The 23,642-nt window shown below is 63.7% G+C and carries 25 protein-coding genes; 12 read left to right on the top strand and 13 right to left on the bottom strand.

Annotated features, from left to right (window positions below):
• Window positions 1-16: 16 nt before the first annotated feature.
• The gene (locus tag NP503_RS14895) at window positions 17-1,258 is read right to left on the bottom strand and encodes an acyl-CoA dehydrogenase family protein (protein WP_127268959.1); all 1,242 of its coding nucleotides are present in this window, start codon (window positions 1,256-1,258) and stop codon (window positions 17-19) included.
• Window positions 1,259-1,373: 115 nt separating this feature from the next.
• Here NP503_RS14895 and NP503_RS14890 point away from each other — a divergent pair, with 115 nt between their 5' ends.
• The 5 genes from NP503_RS14890 to NP503_RS14870 all read left to right on the top strand — a co-directional run bounded on the left by NP503_RS14890 (window position 1,374) and on the right by NP503_RS14870 (window position 4,985).
• Window positions 1,374-2,189: an SDR family oxidoreductase gene (locus tag NP503_RS14890; protein ID WP_127268960.1), complete on the top strand. Its 816-nt coding sequence runs from the start codon at window positions 1,374-1,376 to the stop codon at window positions 2,187-2,189.
• A gap of 39 nt (window positions 2,190-2,228) precedes the next feature.
• Window positions 2,229-2,714 (top strand): MaoC family dehydratase, encoded by a 486-nt coding sequence (locus tag NP503_RS14885; protein WP_023810115.1) that lies wholly within the window; start codon window positions 2,229-2,231, stop codon window positions 2,712-2,714.
• On the top strand, window positions 2,711-3,742 hold the full coding sequence (locus NP503_RS14880) for a phosphotransferase family protein (protein ID WP_127268961.1): 1,032 nt from the start codon (window positions 2,711-2,713) through the stop codon (window positions 3,740-3,742). Before NP503_RS14885 ends, NP503_RS14880 begins: the two co-directional genes overlap by 4 nt.
• 164 nt (window positions 3,743-3,906) lie before the next feature.
• The gene (locus NP503_RS14875) at window positions 3,907-4,545 is read left to right on the top strand and encodes a TetR/AcrR family transcriptional regulator (protein ID WP_127268963.1); all 639 of its coding nucleotides are present in this window, start codon (window positions 3,907-3,909) and stop codon (window positions 4,543-4,545) included.
• Between the two features lie 191 nt (window positions 4,546-4,736).
• Window positions 4,737-4,985 carry a DUF680 domain-containing protein gene (locus NP503_RS14870; RefSeq protein ID WP_127268964.1) on the top strand — a complete coding sequence of 83 codons (249 nt, stop codon included), beginning with the start codon at window positions 4,737-4,739 and terminating at the stop codon, window positions 4,983-4,985.
• Between the two features lie 42 nt (window positions 4,986-5,027).
• Here NP503_RS14870 and NP503_RS14865 read toward each other — a convergent pair whose 3' ends face one another.
• From NP503_RS14865 to NP503_RS14825, 9 genes are all read right to left on the bottom strand, one after another.
• Window positions 5,028-6,077, bottom strand: coding sequence for a Gfo/Idh/MocA family protein (locus NP503_RS14865; protein ID WP_127271394.1), 1,050 nt, complete (start codon window positions 6,075-6,077; stop codon window positions 5,028-5,030).
• 48 nt (window positions 6,078-6,125) lie between these two features.
• Window positions 6,126-6,911, bottom strand: a complete 786-nt coding sequence (locus NP503_RS14860; protein WP_127271192.1) for a ThuA domain-containing protein — start codon at window positions 6,909-6,911, stop codon at window positions 6,126-6,128.
• 78 nt (window positions 6,912-6,989) lie between these two features.
• Window positions 6,990-7,220: a hypothetical protein gene (locus NP503_RS14855; protein ID WP_127271190.1), complete on the bottom strand. Its 231-nt coding sequence runs from the start codon at window positions 7,218-7,220 to the stop codon at window positions 6,990-6,992.
• Window positions 7,221-7,279: 59 nt separating this feature from the next.
• Window positions 7,280-7,864, bottom strand: coding sequence for a sarcosine oxidase subunit gamma (locus tag NP503_RS14850; protein ID WP_127271189.1), 585 nt, complete (start codon window positions 7,862-7,864; stop codon window positions 7,280-7,282).
• Complete coding sequence (locus NP503_RS14845; RefSeq protein ID WP_127271392.1) at window positions 7,857-10,850, bottom strand: sarcosine oxidase subunit alpha; 2,994 nt, start codon at window positions 10,848-10,850, stop codon at window positions 7,857-7,859. Before NP503_RS14845 ends, NP503_RS14850 begins: the two co-directional genes overlap by 8 nt.
• Entirely contained in the window at window positions 10,847-11,143 is a 297-nt protein-coding gene (locus NP503_RS14840; RefSeq protein ID WP_127270054.1) for a sarcosine oxidase subunit delta, read from the bottom strand. Before NP503_RS14840 ends, NP503_RS14845 begins: the two co-directional genes overlap by 4 nt.
• A gap of 11 nt (window positions 11,144-11,154) precedes the next feature.
• The gene (locus tag NP503_RS14835; RefSeq protein WP_127270055.1) at window positions 11,155-11,595 is read right to left on the bottom strand and encodes a hypothetical protein; all 441 of its coding nucleotides are present in this window, start codon (window positions 11,593-11,595) and stop codon (window positions 11,155-11,157) included.
• Complete coding sequence (locus tag NP503_RS14830; RefSeq protein ID WP_127270057.1) at window positions 11,595-12,848, bottom strand: sarcosine oxidase subunit beta; 1,254 nt, start codon at window positions 12,846-12,848, stop codon at window positions 11,595-11,597. Before NP503_RS14830 ends, NP503_RS14835 begins: the two co-directional genes overlap by 1 nt.
• 141 nt (window positions 12,849-12,989) lie before the next feature.
• A complete protein-coding gene (locus tag NP503_RS14825; protein WP_127270059.1) occupies window positions 12,990-13,730 on the bottom strand; it encodes a hypothetical protein in 741 nt (246 codons plus the stop codon).
• A gap of 197 nt (window positions 13,731-13,927) precedes the next feature.
• Between NP503_RS14825 and NP503_RS14820 the strand changes: the two genes are divergently transcribed.
• The 7 genes from NP503_RS14820 to NP503_RS14790 all read left to right on the top strand — a co-directional run bounded on the left by NP503_RS14820 (window position 13,928) and on the right by NP503_RS14790 (window position 19,549).
• Window positions 13,928-14,686: an SDR family oxidoreductase gene (locus tag NP503_RS14820; RefSeq protein WP_127271389.1), complete on the top strand. Its 759-nt coding sequence runs from the start codon at window positions 13,928-13,930 to the stop codon at window positions 14,684-14,686.
• 109 nt (window positions 14,687-14,795) lie between these two features.
• The gene (locus NP503_RS14815; protein WP_127267753.1) at window positions 14,796-15,182 is read left to right on the top strand and encodes an SET domain-containing protein; all 387 of its coding nucleotides are present in this window, start codon (window positions 14,796-14,798) and stop codon (window positions 15,180-15,182) included.
• Between the two features lie 201 nt (window positions 15,183-15,383).
• On the top strand, window positions 15,384-15,662 hold the full coding sequence (gene rpsU / locus NP503_RS14810; RefSeq protein ID WP_023810129.1) for a 30S ribosomal protein S21: 279 nt from the start codon (window positions 15,384-15,386) through the stop codon (window positions 15,660-15,662).
• A 138-nt stretch (window positions 15,663-15,800) separates the two neighbouring features.
• On the top strand, window positions 15,801-16,643 hold the full coding sequence (locus NP503_RS14805) for a tetratricopeptide repeat protein (RefSeq protein WP_127267752.1): 843 nt from the start codon (window positions 15,801-15,803) through the stop codon (window positions 16,641-16,643).
• 208 nt (window positions 16,644-16,851) lie between these two features.
• The gene (locus NP503_RS14800; RefSeq protein WP_127267751.1) at window positions 16,852-17,328 is read left to right on the top strand and encodes a DUF992 domain-containing protein; all 477 of its coding nucleotides are present in this window, start codon (window positions 16,852-16,854) and stop codon (window positions 17,326-17,328) included.
• A gap of 93 nt (window positions 17,329-17,421) precedes the next feature.
• Complete coding sequence (locus NP503_RS14795) at window positions 17,422-17,901, top strand: DUF992 domain-containing protein (RefSeq protein ID WP_023810132.1); 480 nt, start codon at window positions 17,422-17,424, stop codon at window positions 17,899-17,901.
• Between the two features lie 211 nt (window positions 17,902-18,112).
• A complete protein-coding gene (locus NP503_RS14790; protein WP_127267750.1) occupies window positions 18,113-19,549 on the top strand; it encodes an MFS transporter in 1,437 nt (478 codons plus the stop codon).
• A 12-nt stretch (window positions 19,550-19,561) separates the two neighbouring features.
• Here NP503_RS14790 and NP503_RS14785 read toward each other — a convergent pair whose 3' ends face one another.
• From NP503_RS14785 to kdpC, 3 genes are read right to left on the bottom strand one after another with little or no spacing between them, the layout of a single operon-like run.
• Complete coding sequence (locus NP503_RS14785; RefSeq protein WP_127267749.1) at window positions 19,562-20,254, bottom strand: response regulator transcription factor; 693 nt, start codon at window positions 20,252-20,254, stop codon at window positions 19,562-19,564.
• The gene (locus NP503_RS14780; RefSeq protein ID WP_127267748.1) at window positions 20,251-22,986 is read right to left on the bottom strand and encodes a sensor histidine kinase KdpD; all 2,736 of its coding nucleotides are present in this window, start codon (window positions 22,984-22,986) and stop codon (window positions 20,251-20,253) included. The genes NP503_RS14785 and NP503_RS14780 overlap by 4 nt, the downstream gene beginning before the upstream one ends.
• A gap of 54 nt (window positions 22,987-23,040) precedes the next feature.
• Entirely contained in the window at window positions 23,041-23,607 is a 567-nt protein-coding gene (gene kdpC, locus NP503_RS14775; protein ID WP_127267747.1) for a potassium-transporting ATPase subunit KdpC, read from the bottom strand.
• Window positions 23,608-23,642 lie beyond the last annotated feature (35 nt).

The raw sequence follows: 23,642 nt of genomic DNA, 5'->3' as shown, positions 1-23,642 counted from the left end.
ATGACGATGCCGGCGCTCAGACCTTTTCCTGCGTGTATTTCTTCAGCTCGGTGCGCGCCACCTGACGGCGATGCACGGCGTCCGGCCCGTCGGCAAGGCGCAAGGTCCGCAGATGCGTCCACGACCGCGCCAGCGGCGTGTCCTGGCTGATGCCTTGCGCGCCGAACATCTGCACGGCCTCGTCGGTGACCTTGAGCGCGACGCGGGGTGCCACCACCTTGATCTGGCTGATCCAGGGGGCCGCGGCGCGGGCGTCGCCCTGGTCGATCATCCACGCCGCCTTGAGGCAGAGCAGCCGGGCCATTTCGATCTCCATGCGGCATTCGGCGATGATGTCGAAATTGGCGCCGAGCTTTGCCAGCTTCTGGCTGAAGGCCTCGCGGCGCAAGGAACGCTGGCACAGCATCTCGAGCGCCATCTCGGCCTGTCCGATGGCGCGCATGCAGTGATGGATGCGGCCGGGGCCGAGCCGCCCTTGCGCGATCTCGAACCCCCTGCCTTCGCCGAGGATCAGGTTCGACGCCGGTACCCGCACATTGTCGAAGCGAAGATGCATGTGGCCGTGCGGCGCGTCGTCATCGCCATAAACCTGCATTGCCCGCACCTTGGTCACGCCTTTTGTGTCCGATGGCACCAGGATCATCGAATGACGGCGGTGCTGCGGCTCGTCATCGCCGCCGGTCCTGACCATGACGATGTAGATGGCGCAGCGCGGATCGCCTGCGCCCGAAGCCCACCATTTCTCGCCGTTGAGCACATAGTCGTCGCCCTGACGTTCGCAGCGCATGGCAATGTTGGTGGCATCGGACGAAGCGACATCCGGCTCGGTCATCAGATAGGCCGAGCGGATCTTGCCGTCGAGCAGTGGCTCGAGCCATGCTTTCTTGAGGTCGGCCGAGCCGTACCGCTCCAGCACCTCCATGTTGCCGGTGTCGGGCGCCGAGCAGTTGAAGGTCTCGGCGCCGAGATGCGCCTTGCCCATCTCTTCGGCCAGATAGGCATATTCGACGGTGGAAAGGCCGTAGCCGCGTTCCGAGCCGGTCAGCCAGAAGTTCCACAGGCCGCGCTCTCGTGCGGTCTTTTTCAGCCCTTCGAGGATCTCGCTCTGGCGCGCACTGTAGACCCAGCGGTTGCCTGTCTTGCCCACTTCGCTGAGGAATTCATGGTCGAGCGGCATGATCTCGTCGCGCACCATGGCCGCGACGCGCGCGTGGATCGGCTTCAGCCGCTCGGTCATGCCGAGATTCATCTCCGTCATCGGTCGCTAACCCTTCATGCATGCCAGGCATTTTGTCAGTGGCAAGGATGACCGTACTTCGGATAGCCTTGTCAACGCGAACTGTTTGCCCGCATGCCGAGCGCGGAGGATTGTGATGAGCTATCTGGACGAGCTGTTTTCGGTGGCCGGCAAGACAGCGCTGGTGACGGGTGCCGCGACCGGCATCGGCCGCATGGCGGCGACCGGGCTGGTCAGGGCCGGCGCCAGCGTGATGATCGCGTCGCGCAAGGGCGAGGATTGCATCAAGGTCGCCGAAGAGTTGAACGAGCTTGGCGCATCCGGCCGGGCCGAAGGCTTCGCCGGCGATGTCTCCAGCGAAACCGGCATTGCCGCACTCGTCGCCGAGGTCAAAGCCCGGACCGGGAAATTGCATATTCTGGTCAACAATGCCGGCGTCTCCTGGGGCGCGCCGCTGGAAAGCTTCCCCTATTCGGCATGGGCCAAGGTGTTTGGCGTCAACGTCACCGCGATCTTCCATCTAACCCGCGAATTGCTGCCGCTGCTCGATGCCGCCGCCAGGGACGCCGATCCGGCCAGGGTGATCAATCTCGGTTCGGTGATGGGCACGCAGCCGCTGGCCGACGACGCCTATTCCTACACCGCGTCCAAGGCAGCCGTGCATCATCTGACCCGCACCCTTGCGCTCGAGTTCGCTGGCCGCCGCATCACCGTCAATGCCTTCGCTCCCGGCCCCTTCCAGAGCCGGATGACGGCATTCGCCACCAGTACGGATGAGCAGGCCAGGCACGTCGGCAGCCATGTTCCGATCGGCCGTATCGGCGCGCCGGATGACATTGCCGGCGCAACGCTCTATTTGTGCAGCCGTGCAGGCAGCTATGTCACCGGCGCCATCCTGCCGATAGACGGCGGACAGTCGGTGCAGCATGGGCTGACCTTGTTCAAGGAATGACATTTTCCGGCCACAGAAGCCGGGGGTGAACTGGAGGACATGAGCGTGGAACCGATCAGTCTCGATGTGCTTCTGGCCAGTGTCGGCAAGGAGGTTGGCGTGTCGCCATGGCGGGCTGTCACGCAACGCATGATCGACCAGTTCGCCGACGCCACCGACGACCACCAGTTCATCCACTGTGATCCGGAGCGGGCCATGCGCGAAACGCCGTTCGGCGGCACCATCGCGCACGGCTTCCTGTCGCTGTCGCTGTTGTCGGCGATGACCTTCGAGACCATGCCGCCGCTGGAAAACGGCAAGATGGGCGTCAACCACGGCTTCGATTCGCTGCGCTTCCTGGCGCCGGTGAAGACCGGCGCGCGCATCCGCACGCGTTTCGTGCTGGCCGATGTCAAGGTTCGGCCGTCGGGCTGGGTGCAGACCGCGCATGACGTGACGATCGAGATCGAGGGTTCGAAGAAGCCGGCACTGACCGCGCGCTGGCTGACGCTGACCTTGATCGAACGCCAGCCCGAGACGGCATGAGTGATCCCGTTCTCGACCAGGCAGCGCTTGCGCCTTATCTCGAGGCGAACATACCGGGCTTTTCCGGACTTGCGGCAGTCGAGAAGTTCAAATCCGGCCAATCGAACCCGACCTACCTTTTGACGGCGGCAAGCGGCCGTTACGTGCTGCGCGCCAAGCCGCCGGGGCAATTGCTGAAATCGGCGCATCAGGTCGACCGCGAATTCAGGGTGATGAGCGCGCTTGCCGGCACCGCCGTGCCCGTGCCTGCCATGCTGCATCTGTCGGCGGAAGACTCGCCCATCGGCCGCATGTTCTACGTGATGGATTTCCTCGACGGCCGCATTTTCTGGGATCCGGCCCTGCCGGAGGCAGGCGACAACGAAGAACGCGCCGCCATATATGATGCCATGAACGAAACCCTCGCGGCGCTGCACGAGATCGATGTCGGGACAGTGGGGCTCGGCGATTTCGGGCGGCCGGGAAATTATTTCGAGCGCCAGCTGGCGCGCTGGACCAGCCAGTACCGCGCCTCGGAGACTGACGCAGTCGCCGACATGGACCGGCTGATTGCCTGGTTGGAAACGCGTATGCCCGCCGATGACGGCCGGATCTCGTTGGTGCATGGCGACTACCGGCTGGACAATCTGATCTTCGCGCCGGACCGGCCGAAGGTGCTGGCGGTGCTCGACTGGGAATTGTCGACATCAGGCCACCCCTTCGCCGATATCGCCTATCAATGCATGCAATGGCGGCTGCCGCACGCTTCCGGCTTTCGCGGCCTGGGCGGTGTCGACCGTTCCGCACTCGGCCTGCCCTCCGAGGAGGACTACGTCGCCGCCTACTGCCGGCGGCGCGGGCTCACCGGTATCGGCAACTGGACGTTCTACCTCGCCTTTTCCTTCTTCCGGCTGGCCGCGATTTGCCAGGGCGTCTACAAGCGGGCGCTGGACGGCAACGCCTCCAATCCGGAAAAGGCCCGGACCTATGGCGAGGCGGTAAAGCTGCTTTCGCGCCTTGCCGCGAAGCTGATCGACAAGGAGGCGTGATGGGCCGCTTTGACGGAGCAAAGGTGCTGATCACGGGTGCCGCCAACCTCGACAAGCGTCGGCACGATCCGAAGCATACCGCTTGGGAACTTCCCGTGCCCTTGTCCGTTTCCGTACAGCGTATATAATTTAGCCAGCCACCAACCAACCAAAGGCACCAGATCTTGCCGCAGAGCGTCCAGACACGCCGCGAGAAGCAAAAGGCCGAACTGCGCTCCGAACTTGTCGAGGCCGCGCACAAGCTCGTCCAGGAAGAAGGCTATGAAGGCCTGACCATCCGCAAATTGGCCAAGCGGGTCGGCTACGCCCCGATGTCTGTCTATTCCTACTTCGCCGACAAGCAGGACATCCTGTTCGCTCTGGCCGAGGATGCGTTCGAGACGCTGGCCCGCCGCATCGAGGAGCATCCATCCGATGATCCGATCGAGGCCTTGCAGGCGGTGATGACCGAATATGCCGCTTTCGGACTCGGCAATCCCAACGAATACCGCACCGTGTTCATGACCGAAAAGACCAAGCTGCCGGAAGGCTACAATGAAATGGAGGAGAGCAACCCTGCTATGAAGGTGCTGATCAGCAGGGTCGAGGCCTGCGTCGCCGCCGGCAAATTGCAGGGCGATCCGCGCGCCATCGCCACCATGCTGTGGGCGGTCGGCCACGGCACGATCTCGCTGCTCATCACCTTTCCGTTCTACCCCTTCGGCGATCCGCAGGCCTTCGTGAAGCGGATGTGCGATTTCACGCTCGCCACGCTCAGCACGCAAAACGTCCCGCCGCTGACCGAGACACCGGTCAACTGCTGAACGCCGTTTCCTGGTTTTGTGTATTCCCCTCCAGACCTGGGGGTTCTTGGTTAACAAAAATTTATTGTACGCGTACGGTTTTCCTTGAACTTCGCGATCGACGGGCGTATATGTACAGCGTATCGTACATGTACGAGAGAAATTCACCCGTCGGTACGAATTGAATTCGACCCGGAAACCGGAGACTGACAATGAAAAAGACACTCCTCACCCTCGCCGCCGTGCTGGCACTTTCGGGCTCGGCCTTCGCCGCCAACACCACCCATCCCGTCAAGCATGCGCCGGTGGCGGCCTGCGTTGACACCAGGACCAACGTGAAGCTCGATTGCGCTTCGACCGGTTCGGTCGAGAAGAAGGGTGCCACGCAAAATACCGCTGAAGGCAAGGGCCCGCGGCTCGGCATCAGCATCAATCCGTGGATTGTACCAAGCGCATTTTGACATCAGCAAAGATCGCGTCTGGCCGGCACAAGCCGGCCAGCTTCAGCCGACCGAAACCGGCAGCTTCGCCGCTGAACTCTCGAAGGCCGCGTCGATCAGCTTTTGCATGTCCGCGGCACGCCGGAACGACGGATCGCCATTCCGGCCTGTATCCAGCGCATCGGCAAAGCGTCGCGCATTGCGCTTGACACTGGGCAGCGCCAAGATCTGCCAGCGCTGAAGATCGACATCGCCGCCGAGACAGGCCGACAGGTTCGATGCCTTGCCGTCGGTTTCGACCCTGATGGCGCCCTTGGTGCCGTGCAGGGCCAGCGACAGATCGTTGGCGTGGCCGGTCATGTAGCGGCTCGCCACGATCGTAGCGAGCGCACCGGAACTGAGCCGCGCCGTCATTGCCACGCTGTCATTGGCGTCCAGCACATAGTCGCCGATGCGCTCGCCCTCGGCCTTCGGAAACGTCACCAGATCGGCATGCAGGCTGACGATATCCTGGCCGGCGCCATAGGTGGCGAAGTCCAGGATATGGATGCCGACATCGCCCAGCACACCGGTCGAACCGTGCCGGCTCGACAAGCGCCAGAGCCATTTGTCCTCGACCCGCCAGTCGCCCCACGACTGGCTGACCAGCCAGCTTTGCCGGTAGCTTGCCTCGACATGGCGCAACACGCCGATCTCGCCGGCCAGCACCATGCGCCGCGCTTCATGGATCGCCGGTGAGTTGCGATAGGTCAGGTTGACCATGTTGACCACCCCTGCAGCCTCGGCCGCTTCGGTCATATCAAGCGCGTCGGCGTGGTTCGGCGCCAGCGGCTTTTCGCAAAACACATGCTTTCCCTGGGCAAGCAGCGCCAGCGTCGTTGCCATATGCGCACCATCCGGCGTCGCGTTGATGGCGGCATCGAACTGACCGCAGGCGATCGCCGCCTCCAGGCTCTCGAAAGATTCGCCGATCTTGCTGACGGCGGCAAACGCCGCCGCGCGGCCAGGCACCTGATCGACGCAAGCGACGATGCTGCAGCCGGGAATCCCGGCAAACTCATCGACATGATGTCCGGCGATGCCGCCGGTGCCGAGCAGAAGAATTCGATGCATCAGTTCAGGCCCCCAGCCACCTCACACCCCAATCAGCTCAGGCCCGAATCAACTCAGGCCCTTGTCGCCGTCGGCATGCAGGCGCAGCCCCTTCTGCACGATCTTCTCCTTGGCCGCATCCGTCGGCACGTTCGACGCATTGGTGATGCCGGACCATGCCGGCGCCGGGTTGTGCGCCCAGTGCACGGCGTTGCGCAGCACCTGCTGCACGCCCTCATTGTGATAGATCGGATAGGTCTCGTGGCCGGGCGAGAAGTAGAAGATCCGTCCCGCGCCGCGCTGGTAGGTCAGCCCGGACCGGAACACCTCGCCACCCTCGTACCAGGAGACGAACACCGTCTCCAGCGGCTCCGGCACGGCGAAGGGCTCGCCATACATTTCGGTCTCGCCGATCTCCAGGCACTCGCCGATGCCTTGCGCGATCGGGTGGCCGCGGTTGATCGCCCAGACGCGCTCGCGCTCGCCCGCCTCGCGCCATTTCAGCGAACAGGGCGTGCCCATCAGCCGCTTGAATATCTTCGAGTAGTGGCCGGAATGAAGCACGATCAAGCCCATCCCTTCCCACACCCGCTTCTGCACCCGCTCGACGATCTCGTCCTTGACCTCGCCATGCGCCGCGTGGCCCCACCACAAAAGCACGTCGGTGGCCGCCAGGCGCTTTTCGCTCAGGCCGTGCTCGGGCTCCTGCAAGGTGGCGGTGGTCGCCTCGATGCCCTTGTCCTGGTTGAGGGCGGCGGCAATGGTGCCATGCATGCCCAAGGGATAGAGGTCGCGCACGGCTTCATTGGTCTGCTCGTGGACATTCTCGCCCCAAACGATCGCTTTTGTCGGCATTTTCATCTCCCAAAGCGCTTTAAATAGCATGTCAAAAGGGATTGAGAAGGTGCCGATGCCGCCTGGCCCGATGGAATACTACGTCTTGCGCTTCTTGCGCCCCGGCACGGTCTTGGCCGTGCCCGGTTTCGCCGGGGCGCCGGGGATGGCGGTTCCGGTAATGGATATCGGATCGCTGGCCGGGAACGTGTCTTCGAGGCCTTCCTCGAGTTCCTCTTCGGCGCTCGGGGCTTCATGTCGCTCATGTTCGAGCGAGCGGACGGCCGATGTCTTTATGACCGGCGACTTCGGTGCGGAATTCGACGGCATCGGCATTCTCCCTCGGCGTGCGGATGCAGAACGAGCGTGCCCTGCAAAACGTTCCGAGTTCAGACCGCAGCGTCGCGCGATCCCTCGGACAGGAAAGTAAAGACATAGTCCGAGAAGGAACGCCAGCATTCGACCCGGAAGGCATCGGCGGCTGTGCGCAGCAGCACGATCTCGGTCTTGCCCAGGATGGTGCGCGACGCTGCGCCCACCGGGAAGGCGTCGAGCGACAGGTCCTGCGGGCAGCCAGCATTGATCGTCGCCGCTGCCCCAGGGCCCGTCACCGATATCGCGATGTTGCGATGCGAGACGCCGACCGCCGAATGCAGCGCGGATACTTTGGCGCAATCGGCGAGCGGATCGTTGCCGGCCTCATCGATCACAAGCCATTCGTCGGGACCGAGCCACAAGACGGTGCGCCCGCCCTTCGCGGCAGAGGTTTTCGGCTTGTTCGGCAAGGTCACGCCGAGCGCCTTCGAAAGCGCTGCGGCCGAAGCCTCCGGCGCACGCAGTGAAACGCGCTCGGCCGACGGCAGCACCTCGACCTTGACGGCGGCGGCAGTGGTGCTGCGCCCAGCCAGCGCCGGACGGCGTTCGACCGAAGGCGATGCGGCCGGAGCCGTCTTCCTTGCAGCGGCCTTAGCCATTGAGGCGCCCTCCCGTCTCGTCGAAGAATACCATGCCGGTAACCTCCACTTCGATCACCCCATTCGGCATCGGCACATAGAGGGTCTCGCCCATCCGGTCGCGGCCGCCGGCGACCAGCGCCAATGCGATCGAGCGGCCGCAATTTTCCGACCAATAGCTCGAGCTGACATGGCCGATCATCTTCATCGGGATCGCCTGCTTGGGATCCTCGACGACCTGCGCGCCTTCTTCCAGCACCACTTTGGGGTCCCTGGTCTTGAGGCCGACCAGCTGCTTGCGGCCCTTGGCGACCAGATCCGGCCGCGTCAGGCCGCGGATGCCGACGAAATCGGTCTTCTTCTTGCCGACCGCCCAGTCGAGCCCGGCGTCGTTCGGCGTTACCGTGCCATCCGTGTCCTGGCCGACGATGATGTAGCCTTTTTCGGCGCGCAGCACGTGCATCGCCTCGGTGCCGTAGGCGGCCGCACCATGCTTCTGGCCCTCGGCCCACAGGGCTTCCCAGACCGCCTGGCCATAGTCGGCCGGCACATTGACCTCGAAGCCGCGCTCGCCGGTGAACGACATGCGAAACAACCGCGTCGGCACGCCGCAGATCTTGCCTTCACGCACCGACATATGCGGCAGCGCCTCGTCGGACATGTCGATGCCTTCGACCAAGGGCTCTATGATCTTCCGCGCGCTCGGCCCTTGCACGGCGATGACAGCCCACTGCTCGGTGATCGAGGTCAGCCAGACATTGAGATGCGGGAACTCGGTCTGGAGATAATCCTCCATGTGGTTCATGACGCGCGGCGCGCCGCCGGTCGTCGTCGTCACGTGGAAACGGTCGGGGGCCAGCCTGCCGACGACGCCGTCGTCATAGATGAAGCCGTCCTCGCGCAGCATGATGCCGTAGCGGCAGCGGCCGGGTTCCAGCTTCTCCCATGGGTTGGTGTAGAGCAGTTCCATGAACTTGGCCGCATCCGGCCCAACCACCTCGATCTTGCCCAGCGTAGAGGCATCGAACAGGCCCGCCGTCTTGCGCACCGCGACGCATTCGCGGTCGACCGCGGCATGCATGTCCTCGCCCGCCTTGGGGAAATACCAGGCGCGCTTCCACTGGCCGACATCCTCGAACACGGCACCTTGCGCCTCGGCCCAGGGATGGATCGCGGTTCTGCGCGTCGGGTCGAACAGCGGACCGCGCGCATGGCTGACGATCGCGCCGAAGGTGACCGGCGTATAGGGCGCACGGAACGTGGTCAGGCCGACCTCCGGGATCGGCTTTCCCAGCGTCTCGGCGGCAATCGCCAGGCCGTGCATGTTGGAGGTCTTGCCCTGGTCGGTCGCCATGCCGTTGGTGGTGAAGCGCTTGACGTGCTCGATCGAGCGCATGCCTTCGTGCACCGCCTGGCGGATATCCTTGGCGGTGACGTCGTTCTGGAAATCGACAAACGCCTTCACAGTCGTGTCCGGCCCGGCGCCGGGCGCCGCGCCCAACATACCGCGCGACCAGCTCTCCGACGCATCGACCTTCGGCTTACTGCTCTTGGCGGCTTTGGCGCCGGCATCTTTCGCCGCCTTGGCGCCCGCCGCATAGGCCTCGTCCACCGTCGCCGACAGCCCGTCGGTGCCGTTGCAGGCGCCCACCGAGACGCAGTCCTGCGCATAGGTGCCCGGCACGAAGCGCTTGGTCTCGTCGTTGAAGGCGACCTTTCCGCGCGACTGCGAGAACAGATGCACCGACGGCGTCCAGCCGGCCGACATCAGGATCGCATCGACCGCGATGGTGCGTTCGCCGCCGCCATTCTTCGGCTGCACGGTCATCGACGACACCCTGAGCTTACCGCCAGCGCGGATCACCGCGCGGCCGAAATTGATCTCGATGCCGAGCGCCCTCGCCTCGTCGATCACCGGTCCGGTCGGATTTTCGCGCAGATCGACGATCGCCGCCACGTTGACGCCGGCCTTCTTCAGGTCGATCGCCGCCGCGTAAGCAGAATCATTGGCGGTGTAGACGCCGACATTCCTGCCGACCGCGACGCCATAGTGGTTGAGATAGGTGCGCGCGGCACCCGCCAGCATGATGCCCGGCCGGTCATTGTCGGCAAACACCATGTGGCGCTCGATCGCGCCCGAGGCCAGCACCACGCGCTTGGCCCGGACCTGCCACAGCCGCTCGCGCGCCAGATCGTGGCCGGGGGTCCTCAGATGCTCGCTGACACGCTCGACCAGCCCCACAAAATTCTGCGCATAGTAGCCGAACGCCGTCGTTCGCGACAGCACGCGGACATTGTCCATTGCGGCGAGCTTCGCCACGGCAGCTTGCGCCCAGGCAAAACCGTCCTGGCCGTCGATTTTCGCGCCGCTCTCGAAACGCAGGCTGCCGCCGAACTCGGCCTGCTCGTCGGCGAGGATGACGCGCACGCCGGTCTCGGCCGACGCAAGCGCTGCCGCGATGCCTGCCGCACCGCCGCCCAGCACCAGCACGTCGCAATGCGCGTAGCGCGATGAATAATGGTCGGGGTCCGGCTGGTCCGGGGAAACGCCAAGACCGGCCGCGGCGCGGATCTTTGGCTCGTAGAGCCTCTTCCACGCCGCTTTCGGCCACATGAAGGTCTTGTAGTAGAAGCCGGCCGAAAGCAGCGGTGAGGCGATATCGCTGACCGCACCGAGGTCGAAGGACAGTGACGGCCAGCGGTTCTGCGACTGCGCATCAAGCCCGTCATAGAGCTCCTGCACGGTCGCCCGCACGTTCGGCGTCTTGCGTGCCGCGTCGCGCTTGATTTCGACCAGGGCGTTCGGCTCCTCGGCGCCCGCCGACAGGATGCCGCGCGGACGGTGGTACTTGAACGAACGGCCGACGAGATGGACGCCATTGGCGAGCAGCGCCGAGGCCAGCGTGTCGCCCTCGATGCCGGCATAGGACCGGCCATCGAAGCTGAACCGCGCGGTCTTGGCTTGGCTGAAGCGGCCAGCGCCGGGAATGCGGAACGCGCCGCTCATTTGGCAACTCCCGGGAGCTTCGACGGCTTCCGCTCGCCGGCCTTGTAGGTCATGACGAATTTGTCGGTGACGGTGTCGCGTACGGCATTGAAGAAGCGCGCACAGCCATGCATGTGCCGCCAGCGCTCATAAATGATGCCCTTGGGGTTGGAGCGGATGAAGAAGAACTTTTCAAAATCGTCGTCGCTCTCGCCGGCCATATTGGCCGAGCGCGCGATGTGCGCCTCGCCGGCGTTGCGGAACTCGAGTTCCGGACGCTCTTCCTCGCAATAGGGGCAGCGGATGAGAAGCATTTGGTTCGTTCCTACAATTCGCCGTGGCCGACGCGGGCGCCCGCCGGTTGATCGCAAAGCTTCTGTCCCAGGGTCGCGAACGGTGCGACGAGCCGGATGCGCTCTTCCACGCTTGCAGCGGGACGAAACAGATCGCGGGACGCCATGTTGCCGAGGGTGAGCTGCATCGGATCGGTTGTGACGATGACTTGACGCGGCTGGAATGTCTCGTCTTCTTCGAGCCCTTCGGGTCGTCCCTCGAAGAACATCACCACCCTCTGGCCGCCGCTCCAGACGCAGGCCAACGTGCCGTCATCGACCGAAAACGGCCAGCCGGCTTCGTTGCCGGCACGGCTGATCGGCTGCGTGCGCACTTCATCCGGCGAGGGAAAATGGAACATGCCCCGTTCTCCCGCCAGCACTTGCTCCCCCGCCAGCATCAGCGGCATCGCGACAGCCATCTCAGCCATCATCAGTGCGCCACCGCCGCCGCCGCCGCCTCGTCGATGAGCCGTCCGGTGCGGAAGCGTTCGATGGTGAAGGGCGCGTTGATCGGATGCGGATCGTCTTTGGCGATGGTGTGGGCAAAGACATGGCCCGAACCCGGCGTTGCCTTGAAGCCGCCCGTGCCCCAGCCGCAATTGACATAGAGGCCCGGCACCGGCGTCTTGGCCAGGATCGGCGAGCGGTCGGGCGTGACGTCGACAATGCCGCCCCACGAGCGCAGCATCTTCATGCGCGTGAAGATCGGGAACATCTCGCAGATGGCGTCGAGCGTATGTTGCAATATGTGCAAGCCGCCGGTCTGCGAATAGGAGACATACTGGTCGGTGCCGGCGCCGATCACCAGCTCGCCCTTGTCGGACTGCGAGATATAGGCGTGCACCGTGTTCGACATCACCACGCAGGGCACCACCGGCTTGACCGGTTCCGACACCAGCGCCTGCAGCGGATAACTTTCCAGCGGCATGCGCACGCCTGCCATGTTCATGATGACGGAGGAATGGCCGGCGGCAACGACGCCGACCTTCTTGGCGCCGATGAAGCCGCGCGTCGTGTCGACGCCCATAACAGCGCCATTTGGCGCCCGCTTGACCCCGGTCACCTCGCAATTCTGGATGATGTGGACGCCGCGCGCCGAGGCGCCGCGCGCATAGCCCCAGGCAACCGCATCATGCCGCGCCGTGCCGCCGCGACGCTGCAGCGACGCACCGACCACCGGATAGCGCGCATCCCTGGAGGTGTTGAGCGGTGGGCAGAATTCCTTCGCCTGCTCCGGCGTCAGCCATTCATTGTCGATGCCGTTCAGCCGGTTGGCGTGCACGTGGCGCTTCAGCACCTGGACGTCGTGCACATTGTGGGCGAGCATCATGACGCCGCGCGCCGAATACATGACGTTGTAGTTGAGTTCCTGGCTCAAGCCATCCCACAGCTTCAGCGCATGGTCGTAGATGCCGGCGCTCTCGTCATAGAGATAGTTGGAACGGATGATGGTGGTGTTGCGGCCGGTGTTGCCGCCGCCGAGCCAGCCCTTTTCCAGCACCGCGACATTGGTGATGCCGTGCACGGTGGCGAGGTAATAGGCGGTGGCCAGGCCATGGCCGCCGGCGCCGACGATGATGACGTCGTATTCTTTCCTGGGCTCAGGCGAGGACCACTGTTCCTCCCAGCCCTTGTGACCGCGCATGGCTTCACGGGCGATGGCGAATACCGAATATTTCTTCAACGTCCCAACCTCGCCCCAAAAAGGCTTCGCGAATGGCGGCCGGCGTTCATTCGGTCCCGGCGCGCGAGGTGTATCACTAGCGAAACAGCGCTTCCACCCTTGCGCTGTTTGCGACGGCGCTTGCCGTTTTGCGCCGCGCCTTCAACGGCCGCCGTTTTGAGCTTCGCCTTTTGCTGGTTCAGACGAGACACGCTTCACGATGGACGGTCCGATTGCATAGGTCGGCCGCAAATAACCTTGGCGGCAATCGGCGGCGATTTTACGAATTTCCGCATCGTCCGACTGCTCCGCCATGGCCACGAAACGCTCGACGATCACCTCGCGCGGCCTGATAGCTACTGCCGCCGCAAAGCGCCGCAACACCGGATCCGCATGCTCAAGCAACTGTCGCAGGTCCTTGGAGCTCGGCATGAAATAGTGACCATAAGCATTGACCAGTGTCTTGAAAGCCGAGTCCGGACGCAGGGCGGCGGCATTTTCCACCGCAAGCTTTAGCTGCCAGCGCTCCGCAAGACAGATGAACTGGACCACCCTCCATCGAACGCCGGCATGTTCGTCATCCAGCCGCAGCATCACGCGGCCAAGAATGGCTCCATCGGCCGGCGTCGTGCATCCCAGAAGTGCCTCGATTGCGTCGAACCGGATGCCTGAGACCTGACTGTCGAGCAGATCGGCTATCTCTGCGACAACGCAATTCATCTTGTAACCTATCCGGGAACTGGCTTCAGCCGTCAAAAAAGCCGCGGCGGCCTGCGTATGAAGGTTGTCGGACGTCAGCAGCGGCCGAAGGTTTTCGAGCGGAAAGCCCTTATGAAATTCCGATTGGAGAGCGAACGTCAGCTTGCTGTTGCCCTCGAAGCCGGAGGCCAACAACTTGCTCATTATGTCTTGGGGGGTCATTGGAATGGGTGGCGCATCCACCCGCAAGGTTGAATGGCGTCTTGGTACCCCGGTGTCCATCCGACGTCAAGAAATCGTCGCCGATGGCTTCGCACGTATCGGGTGGCTCGCGTTGCCTCGATCTGCGACCAAGCATCCCAACTGCCAGTGAAGCCGGCCCAAATAACAAGGATGCAGAAATGTTCGCACTCGCCAACAAGGTCGCCATCGTCACCGGCGCCAGTTCCGGCATCGGACGCGCCACGGCAAAACTCTTTGCCGAGGAAGGCGCCAAGGTCATCGTTGCCGCCCGCCGCCAGGCCGAACTCGATGCGCTTGTCGCCGAAATCGCGGACGCCGACGGCATCGCCATCGCGCTTGCCGGCGATGTCCGCGACGAAGCCTACGCGAAAGCCCTCGTCGATCTGGCGGTCGAAAAGTTCGGTGGGCTCGACATCGCCTTCAACAATGCCGGCGCCGTCGGCCGGATGGGACCGATTTCGGACCTGCCGCTGGAAGGCTGGCGCGAGACGCTCGACACCAATCTCACCAGCGCGTTTCTCGGCGCCAAATACCAGGTGCCGGCAATGATCGAGCGTGGCGGTGGTTCGCTGATCTTCACTTCCACCTTCGTCGGCCACACAGTCGGCATGCCGGGCATGACAAGCTATGCCGCGAGCAAGGCCGGCCTGATCGGACTGACACAGGTGCTTGCCGCCGAATACGGCCCGAAAGGCGTGCGGGTCAACGCGCTGCTGCCCGGCGGCACAGACACGCCGGCGGCAACCTTCAAGACCCCGGAATCAAGAGCCTTCGTCGAAGGCCTGCATGCTTTGAAGCGTATCGCAATGCCGGAGGAGATTGCCCGTTCCGCGCTCTATCTCGCCTCCGACGCCTCGAGCTTCACCACCGGAGCGGCTCTGTTTGCCGATGGCGGCGTGTCGATCAATCGGACGTGAAGGCTTTTCGCGGCCGGATGCATGTTCATAGCCGCCAGGCAGACGTCCGGTCTTGATTTCTCGCCGCGATTTGGCGATTCCGTTTCTGTCCAAAAGCGGGTCTGGAACCATGATGCTGATCAGAACCTATGTGACTGCGAGTGCGATCGAAGGCGTCGGCGTGTTCGCCGCGGAGCCGATCAGGAAAGGCGCTTCGATCTGGCGGCTCGATCCGGATTTCGACCGGCTGATCCCCATGGACAAATACGAGACGGCACCCCCGCATCTCAGAGAACTGCTCGACCGCTATGCCTATCCGAGCCCGGACCGGCCGGGTTTCATGGTCTATGAAGTCGACAATGGCCGCTTCATGAACCATTCCAGCAATCCGAATACGGATTTTTCGCAATATGGCGGAGCCACGGCGACCCGCGACATCGCCGTGGGCGAGGAGATCACCTGCGACTACGGCGAGTTCTTCGAGGATTTCGAGCTGCTGCACCTCGCGAGGGCCTAGTCGGCTCCTTATCTCAAGGGCAAGTGGCACACTTGTCCAAGGGCAAACAGACGGCGGCTGGCCCCGCAAAATCATTTCCGCTGTGGACAGCGCGGCATGATTCTGGTATCAGCCGCCCCAATTCGTGGTGTAAACCGCCGCGGAGGCTAGTGGCTATGGCCGCTTGCCTGTTGATATCAAACCCGAAAGACAGGATTGCCCGTGCAGGTACTCGTCCGCGACAATAACGTTGATCAGGCGCTTCGCGCTCTCAAGAAGAAGATGCAGCGCGAAGGCATTTTCCGCGAAATGAAGATGCGCGGTCACTACGAGAAGCCGTCCGAGAAGCGCGCCCGTGAAAAGGCTGAAGCTGTCCGCCGCGCCCGCAAGCTGGCCCGCAAGCGCGCCCAGCGCGAAGGCCTGCTGCCGATGACGCCGCGCCCGGTCGCTGCTGGCGCCGCCGGCGGTGCAGGTGGCGCTCCGCGTCCGCCGCGGTTCTAACGCCAATTTTTCGTCCTTTTCGAAGGATATCAGAGGTGGCGCGATGTGGAATCGCCGCCACCTTTTTGTTTTGATGTGACCGGTCCGGAGGGGGAGCCGGACCTGAACGACGCGGCTTGAAGTGAGGACAGGGCAGACATGAACGCAACGAGCGTGGAGCGCGGGACTGCATTGCGTGGTTTCGCCCTGACAGCGGCCCTGCTCTCCGGACTGGCGCTTGCCGGCTGCCAAACGGCGGGCCCGACCGGTGAATTCAACAACATCGACAAGGCGCAAGGGTCGAGCGAGAACATTTCTTCGCTGTCGGCGGTCATCCAGCGCAATCCCCAGGATCCCGAAGGCTACAATGTGCGCGGCTCGGCCTATGGTCGTGGCGGCCAGTACCAAGCGGCGCTCAAGGATTTCAATCAAGCCATCCAGCTCAACCCGAATTTCTTCCAGGCCTATTCGAATCGCGCGCTGATCCAGCGCTTCCTCGGCAATCAGGAAGCCGCGCTCGCGGACTACAACCGTTCGATCCAGATCAACGGCAACTACGACGCCGCCTATATCGGCCGCGGCAATCTCTACCGCAAGGCGGGTCGCACCCAGGACGCCTTCAACGACTTCCAGAAGGCAATCCAGCTCGATACGACCGACGCGCGCGCCTACCACAATCGAGGCCTGATCTATCAGAGCCAGGGCCAGCACAAATTCGCCATCGAGGACTTCTCGACCGCCATCTCGCTGGCGCCGGACGCCGCCGAGCCCTACAACGGCCGCGGCCTCTCCTATCTGGCGACCAACGACGAGGACAACGCCTTTTCCGATTTCAACATGGCGATCAAGCTCGACGGCAGGAATGCCGAGGCCTGGTCCAACCAGGCGCTGATCTATGAGCGGCGCGGCGACAAGGCGAAGGCCGCGAAATCCTATAAGGAAGCCGTTCGCCTCGACCCTACCTACCAGCCGGCCAAGGATGGCCTCGCCCGCGTCAGCTGATCTCGGTTTCGGCAAGCGCTTCCCATACGAATCCGCGTGACATCCAAGTGCCGCGGGATCCTTTGCGTGTCCTAAAGGACGCACTTCGCAACCGGGCATTAACCCAGGCAGGAGGCTTTCGGCCCCTGCCTTGATCGCGCCAAGTTTTCAGCGGAACGGTCTACCCACCCAAGCCGTTGTTGAAAGTATTTTGCGAAAGGACCCTCCCATGATCAAGAAACTCGCCTGCGCCGCTGCCCTCGCCACGACGATGTTCGCGGTGGCTCCGGCCAGCGCCGGCAAGCTGCAACTCGGCACGCTCGATTGCACCATCGACGGCGGCACCGCTTATATCGTCGCTTCCAACAAGGGCGTGTCCTGTGTCTTCCGGCCTCATCATCACGGGCCGTCCGAGATTTACACAGGCATCATCTCCAAGATCGGCCTCGATGTCGGCCAGACGCATCAGGGCCAGCTCGTCTGGGCCGTGCTGGCCGCGACCCGGGATCGTGACGGAGGCGATCTCGCCGGCAGCTACTACGGTGTCAACGCCGAGGCGAGCGTGGTGACCGGCGGCGGCGCCAATCTGCTGGTTGGCGGCCTGGACAGCGCCGTCATGCTGGAGCCGCTCAGCGTCCAGGCGCAGACCGGCGTCAACCTTGCCGTGGCCGTGACCTCGCTCCAGCTGATCCACTCATTCAAGTGATTGCATGGAGCCGTGCGCTCCATGACCCCTCACCCCGCGGCGCGGAACCAGATAGGATGGTTTCGCGCCGTTTGATTTTGGGGGGGAACCATCATGCTGAAGACAGCCATAGCTGCCGCCATGTTCACGACGCTATCCGGAGCGGTGCAGGCGCAGGACCGAGGCATGGAAGTCGGTACGCTTGACTGCGCCATAGGCGGCGGCACCGGCTTCATCTTCGGCTCGAGCAAGGATCTGAGCTGCACCTTCAACCCCGCCGACAAAAGCTTCGCGCCGGAAGCCTATTTCGGCGCCGTCAACAAATACGGCCTCGACATCGGCACGACGAAGCAGACGGTCATGCAGTGGATCGTGCTGACGCCGCTGAAGAACATCTATGCGCCGGGTGCGCTGGCCGGCGACTATATCGGCGCCAGCGCGGAGGTGACGGCCGCCGTCGGCGCCGGCGCCAATCTGCTGGTCGGCGGCTCCTCTCAGGCCTTCACCTTGCAGCCGCTCAGCTTGCAGACGCAGACCGGCATGAACCTCGCGATCGGCGTCAGCCAATTCCAGCTGCGCAGCACCGAGAATTGATCGCGCAACGAAGCCCGCCAACCGAAGGGGCATCCGCGCGAACGGCCCTCAAAAAAACGCTTGAGCTCAACCCCGGTTGAGGTTTTACAAGCCTGCCCCGAGCGCAACAACGCCTCGATCCAGCGCTGTCGATCCGCATGGTCCTGCCGGAAACCCGTACTGGCTTCTGGCGTCCTGCGCTGGCGTCGAGATATGCAAGACGGGGGTGGAAATGACCGAGATCAGCACGAACAGGGTCGACTGGCGCGTATTGTGGGCAAGCGGCGACCTGGCGCGCTTCTGCTTCATCAGCCTCGGCATCCTGCTGCACGCCACCAACGAAACGATGGTGGCAACGGTGATGCCGGCCATGGTCGGCGAACTGGCGGGCGTACAGCTCGTCGGCTGGTCGCTGGCGATCTACGAACTCGGCGCCATCGTTGCCGGCGCGGCCGCCGGACGACTGGTGAGTTATGTCCCCTTGCGCACCAACATGGTGGTCGCCGCGCTGCTCTACGCAACAGGCGCGCTGATATGCGCCACCTCGCCTTCCATGCAACTGTTCCTCGCCGGCCGCCTGATCGAAGGACTTGGCGGCGGTGCGCTGGTGTCGCTGGCCTTCGTCTCGGTCGAACGACTGTTCTCGCGCGCCATCTGGCCGCAGCTTTTCGGCATCATGTCGGCGATCTGGGGCGTCGCCGCCTTCAGCGGACCATTGCTCGGCGCGATCATGACCGAGCTGTTGTCATGGCGCTGGGCCTTCGGCATCTTCACACTCGGCGGCGCCGCCATGGCGCTGGCAAGCTTCCTCGTGCTCGACACGCCGCAGGCGACGAAACCCAAGACGAGCACGGGTAAGGCGCCGCCCTTCCCGTTCGCGGCCCTTGGCTGCCTTGCCGTCGCCGTGGTGTTGATCGCCTCGGCCGGCGTCGACATCGCCTTGCTGCGCTCTTCGCTGCTGATGGCCTTCGGCCTCATCGGCCTGGTGCTGTTCTTCACCATCGACGCGCTGAAGCCGCGTTCGCGGCTGTTCCCGGCGCGGCTGTTCTCATGGCGCACGCCGGTCGGCGCCGGCATGACCATGGTTGCCGCCTTTTCGGTGGCGACCTGTTCCTTCGGCGTCTACGGACCGCTGTTGCTGACCAGCCTTCACGACATTCCGCTGCTGACCACCGGCTACATCATCGCCGCCGAATCGATAGCCTGGTCGATCCTCTCGATCCTGGTCGCCAACGCGCCGCCGCAGCGCGAGCGGCTGATCATCGTCGGCGGCGCAGTGATGATCGCGGCCGGCATCGCCGGCTTTGCGTATGCGATACCCCTGGGCTCCGTCCCGCTGATCCTGATATGTGCCCTGTTGCAGGGCGGCGGCTTCGGCATCGCCTGGCCGTTCCTGACGCGCGTCATCGTCGCCTCCGCCCCGGAGGGCGAGCAGACCATCGCCTCGGCGGCGGTGCCGACCATGCAGCGCATCGGCTATGCCGTGGGCGCCGCACTCGCCGGCATCGTCGCCAACGCCAGCGGCTTTTCGCAAGGCCTGAACCACGACGCGGCGGCGAATGTCGCGTCGTGGTTGTTTCTTGCCTTCGTGCCGCTCGGCATTGTTGGCTGCCTCGCGGCTTTGCGGGTTTCCAGACCGCTTGGCCAGCCACGGGAAGCTATCGGCTAAAACCTGGCCTGCTCATTCGGCCTCGCGCAGGCGGTAGCCGACGCCGGTCTCGGTGGTGATGTAGCGCGGCTGGTCGGGGCTCTTCTCGATCTTTTGCCTGAGCTGCCGGACATAGACCCTGAGATACTGCACATCGGTCGAATCGCCCCAGACCTGCTTCAAAAGGAAATGATGGGTCAGCACCTTGCCGGCGTGCTGCACCAGCATACGCAGGATGTCGTATTCCTTCGGCGACAGCTTTACCTCCTTGCCCTCGACCTTGACGATGCGCTTGACCAGGTCGACGCTGAGATCGCCGGTCTGGAAAATCGGCTTCTCGCCCTTTTGCTGGAACTTGTGGCGGAGCGCCACGCGAATGCGCGCCACCAGCTCGTTCATGCCGAAAGGTTTGGTGACATAGTCGTCGGCGCCGAGTTCCAGGGCCTGGACGATGCCGGCCTCGTCGGTTCGGCTGGACAGCATGACCACTGGAATGTCGAGACCATCGTCGCGCCATTTGCGCAGCAACTCATGACCGCTCATGCCGGGCAGCCCAAGGTCGAGCAGGACGAGGTCCGGCTTCTCCGCCTCCATCAGCTCGATCGCCACCTTCGCGTTCGGCGCCTCGCTGACCGCATAACCTTGACTGCCGAGCCCGACGCGCAGCAGCTTGCGGATCGGCGGCTCGTCATCGACGACCAATATCCTGACGTTCGAGTTTGTCATGCCAGGTCACCCACGTCGTGGTCGTCGGTATTCGAAGTGTCGAAATTGGGCGGATTTGCCGGCCTGGGCATTTTGATGGTGAACACCGCGCCCGAACCGTCGGTCCGGTTTGCCGCCATGATGGTGCCACCCATCGCTTCGACGAAGCCGCGGCAGATCGACAGGCCGAGCCCCGTACCGGCGCGGATCTGGTCGCCCTTGCGCACTCGATAGAACGTGTCGAAAATCCGTTCCAGATCGCCGGGAGGAATGCCTGGCCCTTCATCCATGATTTGCAGCAGGACGGAGCCATTGTCGGTCCAACCCTGCATGCGAATCGTCGAGCTTGCCGGGGCATATTTCGCCGCATTGTCGAGAAGATTGAACAACGCTTGCTCGAACAGCACCGGGTCGACCTTCAACATCGGCAAATCCCTGGGGATGTCGGTCTCGATCTTGTGCTCGCCAATGATTTTCCTGGCCCTTTGCAAGGCGGAGCCGACGATGTCGCCGACATAGTGAAAGGCGTAGTTCGGCTCCATCGCGCCGGACTCGATCTTGGTCATGTCGAGCAGATTGGCGATGAAGCGGTTCAACCGCTCGGATTCGTCGAGCACCGTCGACAGCAGTTCAGCCCGGTCCGGTTCGGGAAGCGCTGCTGAAAAATCCCGCAGCGTGCCGGCCGCGCCCATGATGGCGGCGAGCGGCGTTTTCAGATCATGGGAAATGGAGGTGAGCAGCGCCGAGCGCAGCCTGTCCGCCTCAGCGGCGAGCTTGGCGCGGTCGACGTCGGCAACCAACTGAATACGCTCGATGGCGACCGCCGCCTGGTCGGCCAGTGCGTCAAGCAGCCGCTGCTGCTCGGGCGTCAGCAGCGGACCCTGCTTGTCGTTGTCGAGGCCGACGACCCCGATGGCCGTGCGCCCCGTGCGCAAGGGCAAATAGAGGCGCCTGGCGCCCGGAAGCGTGTCGGCGCCGCGACCCGCGGCACGATTGTGCTCCCAGGCCCAGCGGGCGGCGGCGATGTCGGCCTCGGCCAGCGTGTCGTCGGGCGGATAGCCGGCCTTGACGGTGATGGTCCCGTCCTCCGGCAAAAGCAGCACCACCCGCAGCTTCAGCATCGAGGCGATCTGGAAGGCAGTAGCCCAAAGGACGTCGTCGAGCGTGCCGGCGCCGGCGAGCTTCTTTGAAAAGAGGTAGATGTCTTCCGTGGCCCGCGCCCGCGAGCGGGCGGCGACCGCCTGGCGCTGCACGCGCGCCGTCAGATTGCTGGCGATGACCGCAACGACGAGAAAGACGCCGAGCGCGACGATGCTCTCCGGATCCCGGATCGTCAGCGTATAGCGAGGCTCCAGGAAGAAATAATTGAAAGCAAGGGCGCTGGCGAAACAAGCGTACAGAGCCGGCCACAGACCGCCCGTTACCGCCGATGCCAGTACGCCGATGAGAAGAATGATCGCCAGGTTGCGAACGTCGAGAAACTGGTCGAGAACGACGGCGAAGGCGAGCGAACCGATGACAAAGGCCGTGGCCTTGAGATAGGGCCAGATCTCGAACTGCCACTGCTCGTCCGCCGCCTTGACACTCCTCGACGTCACCTCGGCATTGCGTTCGGTTCCTGAAATGACATGGACGCTGATGTCGCCGGCATTGCGGATGAGATCGTAGGTGAGCGAACCTTCGATCAATTCCCGCCAGCGCGACCGGGTCGGCCTGCCGACCACGATATGGGTGAAATTGTTCGCCGTCGCATGGCGAACAATGTCCTGCGCGATGTTCTGACCGGGAATGGTGGTCACCTCGGCGCCGAGCTGTTCGGCAAGCCGCAGGTTCGTAGCGAGCCGATCCTTGTCCGCTTCGGGCATGCTGGCCGAGCGAGGGCTGTCGACATGCAGCGCCGTCCACGGGGCACGGAGCCGGTCGGCCAGCCTGCGCGCATAGCGAATACGCGCCGCCCCGCCCGGACGCGCGTCGACGCAGACGAGAACCCTTTCCCCCGCGGCCCACGGTCCGGGAATGGCGTGGGCCTGCATATGGATCAGCAACTGGTCGTCGACGCGCTGCGCGGTGCGGCGCAGCGCCAGCTCCCTGAGCGCCGTCAGATTGCCCGGCGAGAAATAGTTCTCGATCGCGCGCTGCGCGGTGTTGGGGAAATAGACCTTGCCTTCCTCGAGCCGCTTGATCAGGTCGTCGGGGGTGAGATCGATGATCTCGACATCGTCGGCCTGGTCGATGATGGAATCGGGGACCGTCTCGCGAACCCTGACCTTGGTGATCTGGGCGACGACGTCGTTCAGGCTTTCGACATGCTGGATGTTGAGCGTCGTGTAGACGTCGATACCGTGCGTCAGGATTTCCTGGACATCGAGATAGCGCTTGGGGTGCCGGCTGCCAGGCGCATTGGTGTGGGCGAGTTCGTCGACGAGAACCAGCGCCGGGCGCCGGGCGAGGATGGCGTCGATATCCATCTCGTCGAGGATGCGCCCCTTGTAGTCGACCTTGCGGCGGGGAATGACCTCATAGCCCTCGACCAGGGCCAGTGTCTCCTTGCGCCCATGCGTCTCGACGACACCGATCACCACATCCACGCCGTCGGTCAGCCTGGCGCGGCCCGACATCAGCATCTCGTAGGTCTTGCCTACGCCGGGAGCGGCACCCAGGAATATCCGCAGCCGGCCGCGACCTTCCCGCTCGGCATGGTCAAGCAGTGCGTCGGGAGAAGGTCTAGCGTCGTTGCTTCTGTCGTCCGGCATCGGGATCGATCATGGATGGCGCCGGGGATACTGTCGATCCCCGGCCCGCACCATTCACTGTTTCGCGGCGTCCAGCGCAAGGTTGAGACCGAGCACATTGACCACCGGTTCGCCCATGAAGCCAAGCTCCCTGCCCTCGACTTGGGCATCGACAAGCGCCTTGACCTTGGCTTCATCGATCCCCCTGGCCTTGGCCACCCTGGCGGCCTGGAAGTAGGCTGCTTCGGGACTGATATCGGGATCGAGGCCACTGCCGGACGTCGTCACCAGGTCCATCGGGACGGGCTGGTTCGGATTCTGCGCCTTCAATCTTTCCGCGTCGCCCTTGATGCGGTCGATCAGCTTGGGATTGGTCGGGCCGAGATTGCTGCCGCTCGAGGCGGCGGCGTTGTAGCCGTCGCCGGCGGCCGAGGGGCGGCCATGGAAATACTTGTCGCTGGCAAAGCCCTGGCCGATCAGCTCGGAGCCGATGACCTTGCCATCCTTCTCGATCAGGCTGCCATTGGCCTGGCGCGGGAAGATCGCCTGGGCGATGCCGGTCATGCCCAAGGGATAGATCAGGCCGGTCAGGACCGTGAAGAAGACGATCATGATGATCGCGGGTCTTATCTGGGTGAGCATGGAGATGTTCCTCAAAGCAATTCCAGGGTTTCCGT

The organism is Mesorhizobium sp. SEMIA396, from assembly GCF_024518615.1.
Classification (GTDB): domain Bacteria; phylum Pseudomonadota; class Alphaproteobacteria; order Rhizobiales; family Rhizobiaceae; genus Mesorhizobium.
The sequence above is the reverse complement of the archived record's forward strand: the minus strand, read 5'-3'. Positions and strand labels throughout refer to the sequence as shown.

Coding starts and splice junctions, on each gene's coding strand:
- NP503_RS14835 (WP_127270055.1), bottom strand. CDS start 11,595: ATGATGGCTGAGATGGCTGTCGCGATGCCGCTGATGCTGGCGGGGGAG.
- NP503_RS14845 (WP_127271392.1), bottom strand. CDS start 10,850: ATGAGCGGCGCGTTCCGCATTCCCGGCGCTGGCCGCTTCAGCCAAGCC.
- NP503_RS14870 (WP_127268964.1), top strand. CDS start 4,737: ATGAAAAAGACACTCCTCACCCTCGCCGCCGTGCTGGCACTTTCGGGC.
- NP503_RS14790 (WP_127267750.1), top strand. CDS start 18,113: ATGACCGAGATCAGCACGAACAGGGTCGACTGGCGCGTATTGTGGGCA.
- NP503_RS14825 (WP_127270059.1), bottom strand. CDS start 13,730: ATGAGCAAGTTGTTGGCCTCCGGCTTCGAGGGCAACAGCAAGCTGACG.
- NP503_RS14865 (WP_127271394.1), bottom strand. CDS start 6,077: ATGCATCGAATTCTTCTGCTCGGCACCGGCGGCATCGCCGGACATCAT.
- NP503_RS14800 (WP_127267751.1), top strand. CDS start 16,852: ATGATCAAGAAACTCGCCTGCGCCGCTGCCCTCGCCACGACGATGTTC.
- NP503_RS14855 (WP_127271190.1), bottom strand. CDS start 7,220: ATGCCGTCGAATTCCGCACCGAAGTCGCCGGTCATAAAGACATCGGCC.
- NP503_RS14860 (WP_127271192.1), bottom strand. CDS start 6,911: ATGCCGACAAAAGCGATCGTTTGGGGCGAGAATGTCCACGAGCAGACC.
- NP503_RS14885 (WP_023810115.1), top strand. CDS start 2,229: ATGAGCGTGGAACCGATCAGTCTCGATGTGCTTCTGGCCAGTGTCGGC.
- NP503_RS14880 (WP_127268961.1), top strand. CDS start 2,711: ATGAGTGATCCCGTTCTCGACCAGGCAGCGCTTGCGCCTTATCTCGAG.
- NP503_RS14850 (WP_127271189.1), bottom strand. CDS start 7,864: ATGGCTAAGGCCGCTGCAAGGAAGACGGCTCCGGCCGCATCGCCTTCG.
- NP503_RS14895 (WP_127268959.1), bottom strand. CDS start 1,258: ATGACGGAGATGAATCTCGGCATGACCGAGCGGCTGAAGCCGATCCAC.
- NP503_RS14840 (WP_127270054.1), bottom strand. CDS start 11,143: ATGCTTCTCATCCGCTGCCCCTATTGCGAGGAAGAGCGTCCGGAACTC.
- NP503_RS14805 (WP_127267752.1), top strand. CDS start 15,801: ATGAACGCAACGAGCGTGGAGCGCGGGACTGCATTGCGTGGTTTCGCC.
- NP503_RS14815 (WP_127267753.1), top strand. CDS start 14,796: ATGATGCTGATCAGAACCTATGTGACTGCGAGTGCGATCGAAGGCGTC.
- NP503_RS14780 (WP_127267748.1), bottom strand. CDS start 22,986: ATGCCGGACGACAGAAGCAACGACGCTAGACCTTCTCCCGACGCACTG.
- NP503_RS14795 (WP_023810132.1), top strand. CDS start 17,422: ATGCTGAAGACAGCCATAGCTGCCGCCATGTTCACGACGCTATCCGGA.
- kdpC (WP_127267747.1), bottom strand. CDS start 23,607: ATGCTCACCCAGATAAGACCCGCGATCATCATGATCGTCTTCTTCACG.
- NP503_RS14820 (WP_127271389.1), top strand. CDS start 13,928: ATGTTCGCACTCGCCAACAAGGTCGCCATCGTCACCGGCGCCAGTTCC.
- NP503_RS14890 (WP_127268960.1), top strand. CDS start 1,374: ATGAGCTATCTGGACGAGCTGTTTTCGGTGGCCGGCAAGACAGCGCTG.
- NP503_RS14785 (WP_127267749.1), bottom strand. CDS start 20,254: ATGACAAACTCGAACGTCAGGATATTGGTCGTCGATGACGAGCCGCCG.